Raw genomic sequence first — 18,173 nt, 5'->3', positions numbered from 1 at the left:
TACGTCCGTTGTATCTGGCGTCGATACAATTACCCGCCTAGGATACGCGACAGGTTTTCAGGGAGCTTTTGAATGAACAAGACATTGGTTGTAAGTGCACTGAGCGCAGCGCTGTTGCTGGCCGGTTGTCAGTCGGTCAACACCACCAGCGGCGGCGCCGTGGGCGTGGAACGCAAACAGTACATGTTCAGCATGCTGTCCTCGCAAGAGGTCGACCAGATGTATGCCCAGTCGTATCAGAAGACCGTCGGCGAGGCCTCCAGCAAAGGTGTGCTGGACAAGACCAGCCCCGAGGCCAAGCGGGTTCAGGCGATTGCCAACCGCCTGATCGCCCAGGCGCCGAAATTCCGTCCGGATGCGGCGCAATGGCAGTGGGAAGTCAATCTGATCAAGAGCGATGAACTCAACGCCAACTGCGGGCCTGGCGGCAAGATCATTTTCTACACCGGGCTGATCGACAGCCTGAAACTCACCGACGATGAAATCGCCGCGGTCATGGGCCATGAAATCGCCCACGCCTTGCGCGAGCACGGTCGTGAAGCGATGTCCAAGGCGTACGGCATTGAAATGGCCAAACAAGGCGCGGGTGCGCTGCTCGGTCTGGGTCAGGACAGTCTGGCGCTGGCCGACACCGTGGCCAACTACGGCATGACCCTGCCGAACAGCCGTGCCAACGAAAACGAAGCCGACCTGATTGGTCTGGAGCTGGCCGCACGCGCCGGTTACAACCCGAACGCCGCGATCACTTTGTGGAACAAGATGAGCAAGGCGTCGGAGGGTTCGCCGCCGGAGTTCATGAGCACTCACCCGGCTTCTACCAGCCGGATCGCCTCGTTGCAGGCGGCGATTCCGAAGGTTATGCCGCTGTACGAACAGGCCCCGAAATCCTGAGTCGATGATCGTTCCCACGCTCTGCGTGGGAACGATCCTTCTTTCAGGGTTAAACCCAGCCACTGCTCTGCATCGCCTTGTACACCGCGACGATGGCCAGAATCATGAACGCCGAAGCCGCGAGGCGACGGATCAAGGTCAGCGGCAATTTGTCCGCAGCAAAATTACCCGCCAGCACCACCGGCACGTTGGCAATCAACATGCCCGCTGTCGTACCGATAATCACCAGCCACAGATCCGGGTATTGTGCCGCGAGCATCACCGTAGCGACCTGAGTCTTGTCGCCCATTTCCGCCAGGAAGAACGCTATCAGCGTGGTCAGGAACGGCCCGAACTTGCGTGCGGTGCTGGTTTCATCGTCATCCATTTTGTCCGGAACCAGCGTCCACAGCGCCGTGGCCGTAAAGCTTGCGGCGAGAATCCAGTGCAGCGTCGCATTCGAGAAGAAACTGCCGAACCAGGCGCCGACCGCACCGGCTGCTGCGTGGTTGGCCAGAGTCGCGGCGACAATCCCGGCAATGATCGGCCAGGGTTTGCGGAAGCGAGCGGCGAGAATCAGCGCGAGCAGTTGCGTCTTGTCGCCGATTTCGGCCAAGGCAACGATTGCGGTGGGAACGAGTAACGAGTCCAGCATCAGGATTTCCTAAGGGGCGGGTCGACACGGCTATGACACGTACAGCCTTCCCGCCCCGGGTAAGGTGTGCGTGTCATAGGTCTTGTCAAACCCTGCGATCCGTCTGCTGCGGACGCTTGGGTCGCATACGCCATGATCTGAGGATCAAGTATGTTGACGTATGCCGGACGAGCTTGGCGCTCGTGGGAGACTACTCCCCTAGGACGGAGCGGATTCTGCCTAGGCAAATCCGATTGAGCAAGAACAAATTTTCAGCCGCGCTTGGCCCGGTAAATCCGGAAACCATTGCCTTCGGCCTTGATCGCACAGATGCCCAGATGCTCTTCGATCAGTGGTTGATACTTGAGGAAGCTGTTCGCCACCAAACGCAGTTCCCCGCCGTTTTTCAGATGTTTCGCCGCTTTTCGCAGCAAGTTCTCCGTGGCGAAGTAATCGGTGTGCACGCCGACATGAAACGGTGGATTGCTTAGAATCGCGCTCAAACCCATTGGCGCGGCATCGATACCGTCCCCGGTCAGCACTTCAGCTTCCAGACCGTTGGCCGCCAATGTCAGACGACTGCTGGCGGCGGCGAACGCATCCACATCCAGCAACGTGACCTGATTGTGCGGGTAGCGACGTTTTACCGCAGCCCCCAACACGCCCGCGCCGCAACCGAAGTCGAGCAGATGGCCGCTCGGCAATTTGTCCAGATGCTCCAGCAGCAGGGCGCTGCCGCGATCCAGGCGACCGTGGCTGAATACGCCCGGCAGGCTGATGACTTTCAGCGGACCCTCGGCCAAAGGCAATTCATAGGTCTGCGCCAGACTTTCCAGCGACTTGGCTTGAGGGGCGTTGGCCACCGTGACTTGCCAGAGCTGGCAATGCCGCGCGCTGTCGAGCTTGCGCGGTTTGCCGAACGGGTTGAGCTGCTTGGACGCGCCTTCGATGCCGCTGCGTTTTTCCCCGACCAGAAACACTTCGCGCCCGGCCAGACGCGAGGCCACGGCGTTGAGGATGTAATCGGTCAGGTCCTTGGACTTGGGCAGAAACACCACGGCGCTGTCGAATTCCCGCTCCGGGATGTTCACGCCGAAATGGCTGCGACCTTCGAAGCGAGCGTCCAGCGCGGTTTGATCGCCAGCATGCCAGCACCAGCCGAATGCGTTGGGCAGGCGCCCGAGCAAATCGTCGGCGGGCAAACCGGCCAACAACAACGAACCTTGAAACAACTCGGGCTGACGAAGCAGTACTTCACTGCGCGGATCCATAACTGCTCCTGAAAAAAAAAGTGCCGCAGTTTATCAACTGACGACCCGCAGCGCCTTAGCGCTGAAGAACGCCTGAGCGTTTTCGGTCAATTGGCCGACGATGCGTTGGCGTGCCTCGCGACTGCCCCAAGCGTTGTGCGGCGTAACGATGAGGCGCGGAATATCTGCCGCGAGCAAGGGATTGCCCTGAGTCGGCGGCTCGACGCTCAACACATCCGTCGCGGCGCCACCGAGGTGGCCGTTGCGCAAGGCATCGGCCAGCGCCTGTTCATCGATAAGACCGCCACGGGCGGTGTTGACCACGAACGCACCGGGCTTCATCGACGCCAACTCGCGAGCACCGATGAAGTGGCGGGTGTGCTCATTGAGCGGGCAGTGCAGGGTGAGGGCATCGATTTGCGGCAGCAGTTCATCCAGCGGCAGGCGATCCGGGCGAGCAGGGCGCCCGGGAATCTGCCCGAGCAACACGCGCATGCCAAAGGCTTCAGCCAACCGCGCCACGGCGCCGCCGAGCTCGCCATGACCGAGCAGGCCAAGGGTTTTGCCTTCCAGCTCGACAATCGGATAGTCGAGCAAACAGAACTGTTTTGCCTGCTGCCAGCGACCTTCGCCGACGGCTTTCTGGTAATCGGCCAGACGCGTAGCGAGATTGAGCAGCAGCATGATCGTGTGCTGCGCCACCGACGGCGTGCCGTACCCCTGGCAGTTGCACACGGTGATGCCTTGAGCACGAGCGGCGGCGAGATCGACATTGTTGGTGCCGGTGGCGGTGATCAGGATCAGTTTCAGGTCGGGGTTGGCGGCCATGGCGGCAGCGTCGATCAGGATCTTGTTAGTGATCGCCACCGTCGCCCCTTGCAGGCGCTCGGCAACCTGCTCGGGCGAGGTCTGGGCGAACAGCTGCAGATCGCTGAAACACGCGCGCAGCGGACTGAGGTCGAGGTCGCCGAGATCCAGCGAGGGGTGATCAAGGAATACCGCGCGGCGCGTGTTCGTCATCAACTGTACCTTTTGTGCTGTGAGCGTTGGGCGTAATCTGCCGAGCCTACCAGATGAAACAATTGGTTACTCAGTGCCAGAGGTACTCGCAAGTCCTGTGGGAGCGAGCTTGCTCGCGAAGAGGGCGGATCAAGCGAATTGTGGTTGTCTGACACACCGCCTTCGCGAGCAGGCTCGCTCCCACAGGGAAATCATCTGCGCCTTGAGTCCGACTTGACCGATCAACTCCAGAGGAGCCCCCATGTACTGGACCGAGTTCTTGACCGTTGCACTGATCCACTTGCTGGCCGTCGCCAGCCCCGGCCCGGACTTTGCCGTGGTGGTGCGCGAGAGCGTGACCCATGGTCGCCGTGCCGGCACCTGGACCGCCCTGGGCGTGGGTACGGCGATTTTTCTCCACGTCGGTTATTCGCTACTGGGTATCGGCCTGATCGTGTCGCAATCGATCGTGCTGTTCAACGCGTTGAAGTGGGCGGCCGCCGCTTACCTGCTGTACATCGGCTTCAAGGCGCTGCGGGCGCAACCGGCGAAAGTCGTGGCCGATGATCTGCACAAAGAGGCTGGTGTACGCACGGCGCGCGGCGCGTTCACCTCGGGCTTCGTGACCAATGGCTTGAACCCGAAAGCCACGCTGTTCTTCCTGTCGCTGTTCACCGTGGTGATCAATCCGCACACGCCACTGGCCGTGCAGGCCGGTTACGGGATTTACCTGGCCGTTGCGACCGCCATCTGGTTCTGCCTGGTGGCGATGCTGTTCAGCCAGCAACGTGTACGCGCCGGTTTCGCCCGCATGGGCCACTGGTTCGATCGCACCATGGGCGCGGTACTGATCGCTCTCGGCGTGAAGATCGCGTTCACCGAGATGCATTGAGAAAACACTGCGAACAACCTGTGGGAGCGAGCCTGCTCGCGAAGGCGACGGATCAGTCGAAATCACAAGTGACTGGAAGATTGCTTTCGCGAGCAGGCTCGCTCCCACAGGGGGTTGGGTAATTCCTACACAAGTTGGCTGAGCTTGCTCAGGTTGTTCAGGTATTCGCGGGGATTTTCCCCAAGCAAACGGCGAAACATCGCGCTGAACGCCCGCGCGCTGCCGTAACCCAGATCCCGCGCCACACGCTGCACGCTGTCCCCGGCGAGCAGGCGCGGCAGGGCTTCCATCAGGCGCAGTTGCTGGCGCCAGGCGTTGAAACTCATCTGCAATTGTTGCTGAAACAGCCGCGCCAACGTGCGTGAGCTGGCACCGACCTGCTGCGCCCAGTCTTCCAGCGTATTGGCGTGATCCGGGGTGTGCAGGAGTGCCAGACAGATGTTTTGCAGACGCCGGTCGGTTGGCATCGGAATGTGCAGCGGCAGGTTTTCCAGACCGGCAAGTTCTTCCAGCATCAACTGCTGAATCAGCGGATTGTCGGCATGCGGCGGCCCTTGCACGGCACGCAGAATCAGCTCGCGCAGCAACGGCGTCACCGCCAATACGCAGCACTGTTGCAGGCTGGCGGGTGATAGTTCTGGGGCGATGAACAGCGAGCGCATCTGCACATCGCCGCTCATGAAAATCTCGTGCGCCATCTCGGGCGGAATCCACACCGCGCGGCTCGGCGGAATCACCCACGCACCCGATTGCGTGACCACGCGCATGATCCCGCTGGCGGCATACAGCAACTGCGCCTCGCGATGCAGGTGCAGCGGCTGGTGGGCGCCGTCCAGATAATCCCTGGGGTAGGCGCTCACCGGGCCGTGTTCGAAGTGGCTGATCAACATGTCTGATTCGATGACTTGCTTGGCAGGAATGCGCTTTGCGGCCAACCTAGCATAAACGGCACACAACAACGTAAAGCGTGCCGCCATGAATCAATCCCGTAATGTCATTCGCTACATCAACGCCGCGCATGTGATCGATCACATGTTCATGCTGATTTTTCCCGCCGCCGTGCTCGGCATGACTCAAGCGTTCGGTCTCGATTACGCTACGCTGATCGGCCTGTCGCTGGGTGGTTTCATTGCTTTTGGCGCCTGCTCGCTACCCGCTGGCTGGCTGGGCGATCACTGGAGCCGGCGGCAGATGATGCTGGTGTTTTTCTTCGGTATTGGCGCTTCGGCGATTTTTACCGGCCTGAGTAACAGTCCGACGATGCTGGTGATCGGCCTGACCCTGATCGGTATTTTCGCGGCGATTTATCACCCGGTCGGCACGGCAATGCTGGTTGCTTACGCGCAGAACCGTGGTCGCGAAATTGGCATCAACGGCATGTGGGGTAATCTGGGCGTGGCGTTTTCGGCGCTGATCACCGGTTTGCTGGTGGCGCAGTTCGGCTGGCGCTCGGCGTTTCTGATACCGGGCGCAATGGCGATTGTGCTGGGTTTTGGCTTCGCCTTGCAGGTGCGTGAAGAACCGATTCCGAAGCGTGCGCACACACCACTCAAGGGTGCCACCGGTCAGCGTATTTCGATGGTCATGGTGTTCGGCGTGCTGGCGTTGGCCACGGCCACCGGCGGCGTGGTGTTCAACGCCACCACCATGACCTATCCAAAGCTGTTTCAGGAGCGTTTGCATGAGCTGTTCGCTTCGCCGCAAACCCTCGGTGTGGTGGTCAGTCTGGCGTATGCCTTTGGTGCGGTTGCGCAATTGAGCATTGGTCGTGTATTGCATCGGCTCAGCCTGAAATGGCCGTTCATTGTCCTGACGTTGTGCCAGGCACCGCTGCTGCTTGCGCTGGCCTATGCCGACGGATGGGCGGTAATCGCCCTCGGTGCAGCGTTCATGTTCGTGGTGTTCGGGCAGGTAACAGTCAATGATGCGATGGTCGCCAACTTCGTCGCCCCGCAATGGCAATCACGGGTGTTCGCCCTGCGTTATTGTTTATCGTTCGGCGCCAGTGCGACGGCGATTCCGCTGATTTCCTATGTTGAACCGCGCCATGGTTTTGTAGGCCTGTACTTGATTCTCGCAGGTTTCGGCGCGTTGACCTTCCTTGCCGCAGTCGTATTCCCACGGACTCCTTCTGAGGCAGCTGTAGGACAAACGGCCTGATCGATGACGAAAATCGGCAAATGCTGGCGCAAAGCTAGCATTTGTACGGCTTTGCAAATCATTCCTTTGGCTGATTTGGCTGGCGTATAAGGGTTCTAGAGTACCGATCTCTACGCCAACACCGTGCAGTCAGAAAAGGGATTCTTATGTTGCAGACTCGCGTCATTCCCCCGGCCGATGGGGCCTACCAGTATCCATTGCTGATCAAGCGGCTGCTGATGTCCGGCGCCCGTTACGAGAAAACCCGCGAGATCATTTACCGCGACCAGATTCGCTATAGCTACCCGACCCTGATCGAGCGCGTGGCGCGGTTGGCCAACGTGCTGACGGCGGCCGGCGTGAAGGCTGGTGACACTGTGGCGGTGATGGACTGGGACAGCCATCGTTATCTGGAGTGCATGTTTGCCATTCCGATGATTGGCGCGGTGATCCACACCATCAACGTACGTCTGTCGCCTGAGCAGATCCTCTACACCATGAACCACGCCGAGGACCGCTTTGTACTGGTCAACAGCGAGTTTGTCGGCCTGTACCAAGCGATCGCGCCGCACCTGACCACAGTCGAGAAAACCCTGCTGCTGACCGATCTGCCGGAGAAAACCGCCGAGCTGCCGAATCTGGTCGGCGAGTACGAGCAACTGCTAGAGGCCGCTAGCCCGCAGTACGATTTCCAGGACTTCGACGAAAACTCGGTCGCCACCACGTTCTACACCACCGGCACCACCGGCAACCCGAAAGGTGTGTACTTCACCCATCGGCAACTGGTGCTGCACACCATGGGCGTGTCGACGATCATGGGCTCCATCGACAGCGTGCGCCTGCTTGGCACCAACGATGTGTACATGCCGATCACGCCGATGTTCCACGTTCACGCCTGGGGTCTGCCGTATGTGGCAACCATGTTGGGTCTGAAACAGGTTTATCCGGGACGTTACGATCCGGAGTTTCTGGTGGATTTGTGGCGCAAGGAAAATGTCACCTTCTCCCACTGCGTGCCAACCATTTTGCAAATGCTGCTTAACGCCAAGGGCGCACAAGGCACCGATTTCGGCGGCTGGAAAATCGTCATTGGCGGCAGTGCGCTCAATCGCACCCTGTACGAAACCGCCAAGGCGCGCGGCATTCAGCTGACCGCCGCGTACGGCATGTCGGAAACCGGGCCGTTGGTGTCCTGCGCGCACCTCAATGATGAGTTGATGGCGGGCAGCGAAGACGAGCGCACCACCTATCGGATCAAGGCCGGCGTACCGGGGCCGCTGGTGGAAGCGGCGATTGTCGACGGCGAGGGTAACTTTCTCCCGGCCGACGGCGAAACCCAAGGCGAATTGGTATTGCGTGCGCCATGGCTCACCGAAGGTTACTTCAACGAGCCGCAGAAGGGCGCCGAGTTATGGGCCGGCGGCTGGCTGCACACCGGCGATGTCGCCACGCTCGACAGCATGGGCGTGATCGACATCCGCGACCGCATCAAGGATGTGATCAAGACCGGCGGCGAGTGGATCTCCTCGCTGGACCTCGAAGACCTGATCAGTCGTCACGTCGCGGTACGCGAAGTAGCAGTGGTGGGCATCGCCGATCCGCAGTGGGGCGAGCGTCCGTTTGCCTTGCTGGTGATCCGCGAAGGGCATGTGATCGGGGCGCGCGAGCTCAAGGAACACCTCAAGCCGTTCGTGGAATTGGGCCACCTGAGCAAGTGGGCGATTCCGAGTCAGATCGCCCTTGTTACCGAAATTCCCAAGACCAGTGTCGGCAAGCTCGACAAGAAGCGCATCCGCCTCGATATCACCGAATGGCAGGCCAACAACAGTACCTTCCTCTCGACACTTTGAGTGTCTGCTGGCGCGCCGAAAACGGCGCGCCAGACCCACCAAGCAAGCGCTTGGCTTGTGAAATCGAAAAAATCAGCCATCCTTGCCGTGCCGACATGCGTCGGACTGGCGAAAGGACTGTTCCAGAGTGGCCGGCAGCTGCAAATCACACTTTAGAGGGATCAAGCAGTACCACCTGCTGGCTATAGTCCGCTCAAGGATTTTTAAGAACGGGGCACACGCACAAATCGGGGCGATGCATCTTTGGAGTGACTTCGGGCTGTCTCTGGCACCCGGTCCTTCGGACGTTTTTAAAAGTACTCACTGCCATAACAATAATGCACATGGAGTAGCGTCGATGACCTCAGTAAACCAGTTCTGGCGCCGGGCGAAACTGCCTCTGGCAGTCAGTCTTGCCTCTTCGCTCGCCGGGCCCGCATTCGGCGTCAGTTTCAACGTCGGTGAAATCGAAGGCCAGTTCGACTCGTCCCTGTCGATCGGTGCCAGTTGGTCTACTCAGAGCCCGAACAAGAACCTGATCGGCGTCAACAACGGCGGCCACGGCCTGTCGCAGACGTCCGATGACGGTCACGCCAACTTCAAGAGCGGTGAAACCTTTTCGAAGATCTTCAAGGGCATCCATGACCTTGAACTGAAATACGGCGACACCGGCGTGTTCGTCCGTGGCAAATACTGGTACGACTTCGAACTCAAGGATGAAAGCCGCGAGTTCAAGGACATCAGCGATTCGGGCCGCAAAGAGGGCGCCAAGTCGGCCGGCGGGCAGATCCTCGACGCCTTCGTCTACCACAACTACGCAATCGCCGATCAGCCGGGTTCCGTACGTCTGGGCAAGCAGGTGGTGAGCTGGGGTGAAAGTACCTTCATCGGCGGCGGCATCAACTCGATCAACCCGATCGACGTTTCCGCGTTCCGTCGTCCAGGCGCCGAGATCAAGGAAGGCCTGATCCCGGTCAACATGTTCTACGTGTCCCAGAGCCTGACCGAAAACCTCTCGGCCGAAGCGTTCTATCAACTGGAATGGGACCAGACCGTCGTCGATAACTGCGGCACGTTCTTCTCGCAGCCGGACATCGTGGCCGACGGTTGCAACGACAACCTGCGCGTGTTGAACAAGCGTTCGCAAATCCCGGCCATCGCTTTGGGGCCATTGGCCGCCAACGGTGTCAATGTCAACGAAGAAGGCGTTCTGGTGCGCCGTGGTCCGGACCGCGATGCCCGTGACAGCGGTCAGTGGGGCGCGTCCTTCAAGTACATGTACGAGCCGCTCGACACCGAGTTCGGCGCCTACTTCATGAACTACCACAGCCGTGCGCCGATCTTCAGCGCCACCGGTGCACCGCAATCGGTCTACAACACCGCGCGCGCGTTGCCGGGGCCGTTTGCCGCACTCGCTCCGCTGTTGGTCGCGGGTAACTCGAATTACTTCATCGAGTACCCAGAAGACATTCGCCTCTACGGTCTGAGCTTCTCCACCACTCTGCCTACCGGTACGGCGTGGAGCGGTGAGATCAGCTACCGTCCGAACGCGCCGGTACAACTGAACTCCACCGACATCCTGTTCGCCGGTGTGCGTCCGATCGGCGGTGCACTGACCAACGCTTCGATACTCAATGGTGTGCCGGGTCAGGATCTGCACGGTTACGAGCGCAAGGAAATCACCCAGATCCAGACGACGTTCACGCACTTCTTCGATCAGGTCATGGGCGCCAGCCGTCTGACCCTCGTTGGCGAAGTCGGCGCGACCTACGTCGGCGGGCTGGAAAGCCGTTCCGAGAAGCGTTATGGCCGCGATCCGGTGTATGGCCCGGGTGAGTTGCCGGCCACTGGCGGTGTGAATACCTGCGCGAACATTCTCAACGCCAGCACCATCAATGGTGCCGGGCCGGGTTCGCCGCAGAACAACCGCAGCCGCAATTGCGACAACGACGGCTTCACCACCTCGATGTCGTGGGGCTACCGTGGCCGCGCGATCTGGGAATACAACGACGTCTTCGCCGGTGTGAACCTCAAGCCGAACGTGGCCTGGTCTCACGACGTCAGCGGTTACTCGCCAGGCCCTGGCGGCAACTTCGAGGAAGGTCGCAAAGCGGTCAGCCTGGGTGTCGATGCCGAATACCAGAACACCTACACCGCGAGCCTTGCTTACACCAACTTCTTTGACGGCAAGTACACCACTGTGGATGACCGCGACTTTGTTGCGCTCAGCTTCGGCGTGAACTTCTAAGCACTGCATTCAGGACGAACGAATTTATGAAAATAACAAAGAGTCTGTTCCACGCCGGTGTTCTGGGCCTGTCGCTGCTGGCGACAGGTGTCATGGCGGCGGTTCCCGCTGCCGAAGCGGACAAGCTGGGTAAAAGCCTGACCCCGATGGGCGCGGAAATGGCCGGCAACGCCGACAATTCGATCCCGGCGTGGAAGCCGCTGCCAAAAAACGCCGGCAGCGTCGATGCGCGGGGCTTCCTGTCCAACCCTTACGCGAGTGAACAACCGCTGTTCACCATCACCGCCAAGGATGTCGACAAGTACAAGGACAAGCTGGCGCCGGGTCAATACGCGATGTTCAAGCGTTACCCGGAGACCTTCAAAATGCCGGTTTATCCGTCCCACCGCGGCGCAACCGTGCCGGATGACGTGTTTGCCGCCATCAAGAAAAACGCCACCACCACCAACCTGGTGTCCGGCGGCAACGGTCTGGAGAACTTCGACACGGCAGTGCCGTTCCCGATTCCGAAAAGCGGTGTGGAAGTGATCTGGAACCACATCACCCGCTATCGCGGCGGCAGCGTGACCCGTCTGGTGACCCAGGCCACGCCGCAACCGAACGGCTCGTACAGCCTGGTGTACTTCCAGGATCAGTTCGTGTTCCGTGACAAGATGAAGGACTACGATCCGGCGAACCCGGGCAACATCCTGTTTTACTTCAAGCAGAAAGTGACCGCGCCGGCGCGTCTGGCCGGTGGTGTACTGTTGGTGCACGAAACCCTCGATCAGGTGAAGGAGCCACGTTCGGCGTGGGTCTACAACGCCGGCCAGCGTCGTGTGCGTCGTGCGCCACAAGTGTCCTACGACGGCCCGGGTACTGCGGCGGATGGCCTGCGTACCTCTGACAACCTCGACATGTTCAACGGTGCGCCGGATCGTTACGACTGGAAGCTCGAAGGCAAGAAAGAGATGTACATCGCCTCCGACAGCTACAAGCTCGACGATCCGAAGCTGAAGTACGCCGACATCATCAAGGCCGGCCACATCAACCAGGACCTGGCGCGTTACGAGCTGCGTCGCGTCTGGCATGTGGTAGCAACCCTGAAGGAAGGTCAGCGTCACATCTACGCCAAGCGTGACTTCTACATCGACGAAGACACCTGGCAAGCAGCGGTGATCGATCACTACGACGGTCGTGGCCAACTGTGGCGCGTCGCTGAAGCACACGCGGAGAACTACTACGACAAGCAAGTGCCGTGGTATGCCCTGGAAACTCTCTACGACCTGCAGTCCGGCCGCTATCTGGCACTGGGCATGAAGAACGAAGAGAAGAGTGCGTATGACTTCGGCTTCACTGCCACCACCAGCGATTTCACCCCGGCCGCACTGCGTCAGGATGGCGTTCGCTAACCCGCTGTAACCCGAGGCCGCATCCTCGTGAAAACGCCCCGACCGGTTCGGGGCGTTTTTTTGCCTGTAGCCTTTTTGTAGCCATTTGTAGCAGCAACCTTCATAACCGGTTCGTTTAAGGCTAGTCTGCGGACATCTGCAACGCCGCCAACAGCAATTCGAACAAGAGCCGGCCATGACTGATCTGTCCCCACTTCCGGGTCCCGCAAGCGTTTCCGTCGCGGCACTGGACGGGCGTTTTTTTCGCCCGCCATTACCTGACGGCTACGTCTTGCGACCACGCCTTTGCGAGCGCCTGCAGGCCGGGCTCGGTGGACGGCTGTTGCTGGTCAGCGCCCCTGCCGGGTTCGGCAAGAGTTCGCTGGCAGTGGAGTTTTGTCAGAGTCTGCCGGCGCACTGGCAAAGCCTCTGGCTGGGGCTGAGCCCTCGCGACAGCGACCCCGGACGCTTTCTTGAACGTTTGCTTGAAGGCTTGCAGGACTACTTTCCGCAACTGGGCAGTCGCGCGCTCGGCCTGCTGAAAATGCGCCAACGCCATCAGCCGTTTGCCTTCGAAGAATGGCTCGACGGCTTGCTTGATGAGCTGACGTTGCACCTCGATCCCGGCGCACCACTGCTACTGGTGCTCGACGATTACCATCTCGCGCAAGGCCCGGTGCTTGACCGTTGTCTGCAGTTCTTCCTCAATCATTTGCCTGATGGCTTGCTGGTGATGGTCACCAGTCGCCAGCGCCCGGACTGGCATCTGGCGCGTTTGCGTCTGTCCCGGCAGTTGCTGGAGCTGCACGAGCAGGATCTGCGCCTGACCCACGACGAAGCCCTGACCTTGCTCGATCGCCACAGCAGCTCACTGCGCGGTGAAGCGCTGGAAAACCTGATCCAGCGCAGTGAGGGCTGGGTCGCCGGTTTGCGCTTCTGGCTGCTGGCGGTTTCCGAAGCGGGCAGTGATGCGGCGCTGCCACAAGCGTTGAACGGCGGGGAAGGGCTGATCCGCGATTATCTGCTGGAAGAAGTCATCGATTGCCTGCCCGCCGAAGTACAGGCCTTTCTCTACGACACCGCACCGCAAGAGCGTTTTTGCAGCGAACTGTGCGATGCCGTGCGTGAAGCTCATGACAGCGCCGAGATCCTGCGTTTCCTGCTGGCCCATCAGGTGTTTCTGGTGCCGCTGGACGAGCACGGTCACTGGTATCGCTATCACCACCTGTTCTCGGATCTGCTGCGCAGCCGACCGATCGCGCAAGCGATGGTGCCGACGGCCACGCTGCACCTGCGTGCCTGTCGCTGGTTCAATGCCCAGGGCTTGCTTGACGAGGCAGTAGAGCAGGCGTTACGCGCAGGCCACCTCGATGTGGCGGCAAATCTGGTGCAAAACCTTTCCGAAGAACAACTACTGGCCGAGCAGAACGTCGGCATGCTGCTGCGCTGGAAAATGGATTTGCCCGACAGCCTGCTGATCAGCACGCCGCGTTTGATCGTTCTCTACAGTTGGGCGCTGGGGCTGGCCTGCCAGCTCGATGCCGCCGAAGAGTTGTCCAGCCACCTGAGCCGTTTCCTGCCGGCGCCATCGGCCACGGCGCAAAAGTCGATGCTGGCGCAATGGCTGGCGTTGAGCGGGATCATCGCTCGAGGGCGTGGGCATCGGGAGTTGACGATCAGATATTGCACCGAGGCCCTGGAAAGCCTGCCGGCCAAACGTTATGGCCAGCGGCTGATGTGTTTATCGACTCTGTCCAATCTGGCCATCGCCGATGGCGATCTGTGGCGCGCACGCGGTCTTAACCGTGAATCCCTGGAACTGGCGCAACGGGTCGGCAATCCGCTGTTCGAAGCTTTGGCCCATTACGACCGTGCACGGGTGTTGCAATCGCGTGGTGAAATTCTGCGCGCACTCGATGAAGTCCATCAGGGCCTGGAGCGCTTGCGCGGCTTGTCACCACAACGCCTGTATGCGGTGCGCGCACGGTTGACGTTGTATGAGGGTTTTCTGTTGGCCATGCGCTTGCAGCCTCAGGCGGCACGCGTGCGGTTGTTGGCCGGAATTGGCGAGGCACGCGCCTGTCGCGATATCAGCGTGTTGATCGGCCACTGCGTGATCGCCCGCCTGGACGGCGCCACTGGCGAGTTCGCCAAGGCCTTTGCCGAACTCGCTGAAGCCGAACGCCTGATGCACATCTGGGACGTGCCGCCCATTTACTACCTGGCGATGATCACACTGGTCAAATGCGAGCTGTGGCTGGCGCAGGGCCGCACCGATCTGGCCGAGGCGTGGCTGGCGCGATTGGGCCAGACGTACACGGGCGAACGCGCTGCCGCACCACCAGAGTTTCATCCACAGCTGCCGTTGCATGTGGAACTGCAACAAGCGCTGCTCGACCTGATTCAGGGGCAACCGATGCTCGCCGAAGGGCGGTTGAACGTGTTGCATGAAAACGGCCAGCAAACCGGGCGACAGTTGCTCAGTGTGATGGCGTTGACGCAGAAGGTGGCGTTGCTGCTCGCGGGGGGGCGTGAGCCGGAGGCCAGAAAAACCCTGAGTCAGGCACTGGAGGCGGCCACCGGCGGCGTGGCGCAGCCATTCGATCTGCTGGTGAAGGCGCATGGCGACTGGTTGCGCGGGCAATTGGTAGCGATCGCTTCGACAGCCGTCAGCCAGCAATTGCTGGAGCACCTGCCTGTTCCCGCTGCGCGTCCCGTCGCGGAGGTTTCAGTGGCCGAACAGCTCAGCAGTCGAGAACTGGCCGTTCTGCGCCTGATTGCTCAAGGCTGCTCGAATCAGGAGATCAGCGAGCAATTGTTCATTTCCCTGCACACCGTGAAAACCCACGCCAGCCATATCAACAGCAAGTTGGGGGTCGAGCGGCGCACGCAGGCGGTGGCGCGGGCCAAAGAGCTGGGGTTAATGATTTAGCGACGGTAAAATCCCGGTTTGTCCGGTTCCAACCGTTGTTGACTATTTTTCCAGGATTACCCTCCATGACCGTTCCAGGCTCAGCGCTGATCCGTGAAACCTTCCCCGTCGGCCCGCTCCAGTGCAACTGCACGATCATCGGCGATCCAATCACCAAGAAAGCCATCGTCGTCGACCCGGGGGGCAACCCCGACCTGATCATGGCGCGTCTCGATGCGCATGGCCTGAAAGTCGTCAGCATCATTCACACCCATGCGCATCTCGATCACTTCCTCGCTTCCGGGCAGATGAAGGAAAAAACCGGCGCGACCCTGCATTTGCACAAGGAAGACCAGTTTCTTTGGGACAACCTCGAAATGCAGTGCCAGATGTTCGGTGTGCCATACACTCCGGTGCCATCGCCAGATCGCTGGTTGAGCGACGATGAAGAACTGGCCTGCGGTTGCGGCGTTGCCCTGCATACGCCGGGACATACACCCGGTTCCATGAGCTTTTGGTTTTCCGAAGCTAAGCTGTTGATTGCCGGCGACACGTTGTTTCGTCGCGGCGTAGGGCGCACGGATTTGTGGGGCGGCGATCAGGCGACCATCGTGCGTTCGATCAAGCAGCGGCTATATACGCTGGACGAGGATGCGACCGTGGTGACCGGTCACGGGCCGGACACGCGTCTGGGTGATGAAATGCGCGAGAACCCGTTTGTGCGCGCCTGAATATTTTGTCACGAGTGCTCCGTGGAATTTTTGTGCATTGTCATGATCCAACGCCCGCACAGGTCCATTACTCAGTGGCCGCTGCACCACAGAATGCAAAAAAAGTAGGAGCTCTCCATGTTCACCACGCGTCGTTTGATTATTGTCGCTACTGCCGTGGCCTTGCTGTCCGGCTGCGCCTCGCCCAACCCGTATGACAATCAAGGGCAGGCCGACGGTGGCTCGCAAGGCATGAGCAAAACCGCCAAGTACGGCGGCCTCGGTGCTCTGGCCGGCGCGCTCGCCGGTGCCGCGATCGACCACAACAACCGTGGCAAGGGTGCCTTGATCGGTGCTGCCGTCGTCGGTGCGTCCGCTGCCGGTTACGGCTATTACGCCGACCAGCAGGAAAAGAAACTGCGCGCGAGCATGGCCAACACCGGGGTTGAGGTGCAGCGTCAGGGCGATCAGATCAAACTGATTATGCCGGGCAACATCACCTTCGCTACCGATTCGGCGAACATCGCCTCCAGCTTCTATCAGCCGCTGAACAACCTTGCGGGTTCGTTGAAAGAGTTCAGCCAGAACCAGATCGAAATCGTTGGCTACACCGACAGCACGGGCAGCCGCCAGCACAACATGGACCTGTCCCAGCGTCGTGCGCAGAGCGTGGCGACCTACCTGACCTCGCAAGGTGTCAGCGGTGCCAACCTGTCGGCCCGTGGCGCCGGTCCGGATAACCCGATTGCCAGCAACGGCGACGTCAATGGCCGGGCGCAGAACCGTCGGGTTGAAGTCAACCTGAAGGCGATTCCGGGTCAGCAGTATGGTGGTCAGCAGCAACAGCAGCCGGGTACGGTGCAACAGTATCCGTAAGCGCTTGCCCGAATGAAGAAATGCCCGGTCCTGTGATCGGGCATTTTTTTGTCTGGCCTGTGCCGGCCCCTTCGCGAGCAGGCTCGCTTCCACATTTGAATGCATTCCCCTGCGGCAGCGAGCCTGCTCGCGAAGGGGCCGCTACAAACACCGAAGATTACAGACACAAAAAAGCCCCTGGACACATCACTGTCCGGGGGCTTTTTGTTTGTCAGCGAAGACGGATTACTTCTTCAGACCATAATGCTCATCGAGCATGCCCGGTGAGTTCGGGGTCTTCGGTGCGTAGTCACGTGGCGGCTCCTGATCGCGCGGTGGCGTCAGGCGTTCACGTGGCGCGACTGCCGCGTCAGCATGCAGGGCAGCGATCAGGCGCTGGCGGGTCTGCTCGTCCAGGGCCAGACGATTGGCGCCCTCGGCGAGATGATCCTGTACTTCCTGATAGCTCTGGGTCAGCTTCTTGACCAGCATCGCAGTGCTGTTGAAGTGGGTGACCACCTCGTTTTGATAACTGTCGAAACGCTCCTGGATATCATCCAGTTGACGCTGCGTACGGCTCGGCGCGGCGTTCGGCGCAACGCGCGCGATCAGGAATCCAATGGCGACACCCACAACCAGGGCAAGAGTCGGTAACAACCAAACTAAGAGCGAGTGTTCCACGAGTCCTTCCTCTATAAACGGCTTTGCTTTACGTTAACGGCTCGAACCTGCGCTGTATACCGCGATTCACTCGCAATAGATTGGCACAGACAATTTGCTAGACGAGTCGACCCGATTCGAGGTCACGGAGTTCCTTCCTTGCTGATGCGTGAAACCCCTGTAGTGATTGACGGCCCGGTGGGTCAACTTGAGTCTCTGTACCTGGATAACGAGCAGCCAATCGGCATCGCGCTGATCTGTCATCCGAACCCGGTGCAGGGCGGCACCATGCTCAACAAGGTCGTCTCGACCCTGCAGCGCACCGCGCGCGACGCAGGTCTGATCACCTTGCGCTTCAACTATCGCGGCGTCGGCGCCAGCGAAGGGGCGCACGACATGGGCACCGGTGAAGTCGACGATGCCCAGGCTGCCGCCAAGTGGCTGCGCGAGAAACACCCGGATCTGCCGCTGACCCTGTTCGGTTTCTCCTTCGGCGGATTTGTTGCAGCAAGTCTCGGCGGTCGTCTCGAAGCCCAGGGCGTGCAGCTCAAGCACCTGTTCATGGTCGCGCCAGCAGTAATGCGCCTGGGCGAGCAGGATCAACTGCCGCAGCAGGGCGAGCTCACTGTGATCCAGCCGGAAACCGACGAAGTCATCGATCCGCAACTGGTTTACGACTGGTCTGACCAACTCCAGCGCCCCCATGAGCTGCTGAAAGTGGCAGAATGCGGACACTTTTTTCATGGCAAGCTGACCGATCTCAAGGATCTGATCCTGCCGCGTCTCTCGAATTGATTGCAGTCTGA

The 18,173-nt window shown here is 60.2% G+C and carries 15 protein-coding genes and 1 riboswitch; of the genes, 10 read left to right on the top strand and 5 right to left on the bottom strand.

What is annotated here, in order from left to right; all coding sequences use genetic code 11:
- Positions 1–72: 72 nt before the first annotated feature.
- On the top strand, positions 73–891 hold the full coding sequence (locus tag ACRRSD_RS10305; RefSeq protein ID WP_435037989.1) for a M48 family metallopeptidase: 819 nt from the start codon (positions 73–75) through the stop codon (positions 889–891).
- 49 nt (positions 892–940) lie between these two features.
- Here ACRRSD_RS10305 and ACRRSD_RS10300 read toward each other — a convergent pair whose 3' ends face one another.
- The 3 genes from ACRRSD_RS10300 to ACRRSD_RS10290 form a co-directional block, all read right to left on the bottom strand.
- Positions 941–1,525 carry a TMEM165/GDT1 family protein gene (locus ACRRSD_RS10300; RefSeq protein ID WP_007912813.1) on the bottom strand — a complete coding sequence of 195 codons (585 nt, stop codon included), beginning with the start codon at positions 1,523–1,525 and terminating at the stop codon, positions 941–943.
- An 87-nt stretch (positions 1,526–1,612) separates the two neighbouring features.
- Positions 1,613–1,737, bottom strand: a riboswitch (yybP-ykoY riboswitch).
- Between the two features lie 39 nt (positions 1,738–1,776).
- Entirely contained in the window at positions 1,777–2,775 is a 999-nt protein-coding gene (locus ACRRSD_RS10295; protein WP_435037988.1) for a methyltransferase, read from the bottom strand.
- Between the two features lie 33 nt (positions 2,776–2,808).
- Positions 2,809–3,774, bottom strand: a complete 966-nt coding sequence (locus ACRRSD_RS10290; protein ID WP_435037987.1) for a 2-hydroxyacid dehydrogenase — start codon at positions 3,772–3,774, stop codon at positions 2,809–2,811.
- 241 nt (positions 3,775–4,015) lie between these two features.
- Here ACRRSD_RS10290 and ACRRSD_RS10285 point away from each other — a divergent pair, with 241 nt between their 5' ends.
- The gene (locus ACRRSD_RS10285) at positions 4,016–4,645 is read left to right on the top strand and encodes a LysE family translocator (protein WP_108226027.1); all 630 of its coding nucleotides are present in this window, start codon (positions 4,016–4,018) and stop codon (positions 4,643–4,645) included.
- A 125-nt stretch (positions 4,646–4,770) separates the two neighbouring features.
- On the opposite strand, the gene ACRRSD_RS10280 is transcribed toward ACRRSD_RS10285, so the two are convergent.
- On the bottom strand, positions 4,771–5,535 hold the full coding sequence (locus ACRRSD_RS10280) for an AraC family transcriptional regulator (protein ID WP_435037986.1): 765 nt from the start codon (positions 5,533–5,535) through the stop codon (positions 4,771–4,773).
- Positions 5,536–5,620: 85 nt separating this feature from the next.
- On the opposite strand from ACRRSD_RS10280, the gene ACRRSD_RS10275 reads away from it, so the two are divergent.
- From ACRRSD_RS10275 to ACRRSD_RS10245, 7 genes are all read left to right on the top strand, one after another.
- On the top strand, positions 5,621–6,805 hold the full coding sequence (locus tag ACRRSD_RS10275; RefSeq protein ID WP_435037985.1) for an MFS transporter: 1,185 nt from the start codon (positions 5,621–5,623) through the stop codon (positions 6,803–6,805).
- A gap of 146 nt (positions 6,806–6,951) precedes the next feature.
- Positions 6,952–8,634 carry a fatty acid--CoA ligase gene (locus ACRRSD_RS10270; protein WP_435037984.1) on the top strand — a complete coding sequence of 561 codons (1,683 nt, stop codon included), beginning with the start codon at positions 6,952–6,954 and terminating at the stop codon, positions 8,632–8,634.
- Between the two features lie 337 nt (positions 8,635–8,971).
- Positions 8,972–10,861: a DUF1302 domain-containing protein gene (locus ACRRSD_RS10265; protein ID WP_435037983.1), complete on the top strand. Its 1,890-nt coding sequence runs from the start codon at positions 8,972–8,974 to the stop codon at positions 10,859–10,861.
- 26 nt (positions 10,862–10,887) lie between these two features.
- Positions 10,888–12,252, top strand: a complete 1,365-nt coding sequence (locus ACRRSD_RS10260; RefSeq protein WP_038361026.1) for a DUF1329 domain-containing protein — start codon at positions 10,888–10,890, stop codon at positions 12,250–12,252.
- A 175-nt stretch (positions 12,253–12,427) separates the two neighbouring features.
- A complete protein-coding gene (locus tag ACRRSD_RS10255) occupies positions 12,428–15,163 on the top strand; it encodes a LuxR C-terminal-related transcriptional regulator (RefSeq protein ID WP_435037982.1) in 2,736 nt (911 codons plus the stop codon).
- 65 nt (positions 15,164–15,228) lie between these two features.
- Positions 15,229–15,873 carry an MBL fold metallo-hydrolase gene (locus tag ACRRSD_RS10250; RefSeq protein WP_273916959.1) on the top strand — a complete coding sequence of 215 codons (645 nt, stop codon included), beginning with the start codon at positions 15,229–15,231 and terminating at the stop codon, positions 15,871–15,873.
- Between the two features lie 117 nt (positions 15,874–15,990).
- On the top strand, positions 15,991–16,728 hold the full coding sequence (locus ACRRSD_RS10245) for an OmpA family protein (protein ID WP_435037981.1): 738 nt from the start codon (positions 15,991–15,993) through the stop codon (positions 16,726–16,728).
- A gap of 225 nt (positions 16,729–16,953) precedes the next feature.
- Here the strand turns inward: ACRRSD_RS10245 and ACRRSD_RS10240 are convergent, their stop codons facing one another.
- Positions 16,954–17,388 carry a YhcB family protein gene (locus tag ACRRSD_RS10240; protein WP_007917055.1) on the bottom strand — a complete coding sequence of 145 codons (435 nt, stop codon included), beginning with the start codon at positions 17,386–17,388 and terminating at the stop codon, positions 16,954–16,956.
- Between the two features lie 144 nt (positions 17,389–17,532).
- On the opposite strand from ACRRSD_RS10240, the gene ACRRSD_RS10235 reads away from it, so the two are divergent.
- Positions 17,533–18,162, top strand: coding sequence for an alpha/beta hydrolase (locus ACRRSD_RS10235; protein WP_435038496.1), 630 nt, complete (start codon positions 17,533–17,535; stop codon positions 18,160–18,162).
- Positions 18,163–18,173 lie beyond the last annotated feature (11 nt).

The organism is Pseudomonas neuropathica, assembly GCF_051174785.1.
GTDB lineage: Bacteria > Pseudomonadota > Gammaproteobacteria > Pseudomonadales > Pseudomonadaceae > Aquipseudomonas > Aquipseudomonas neuropathica_A.
Note: the sequence above shows the minus strand (reverse complement) of the source record. Positions and strands in the feature narration are given on the sequence as shown.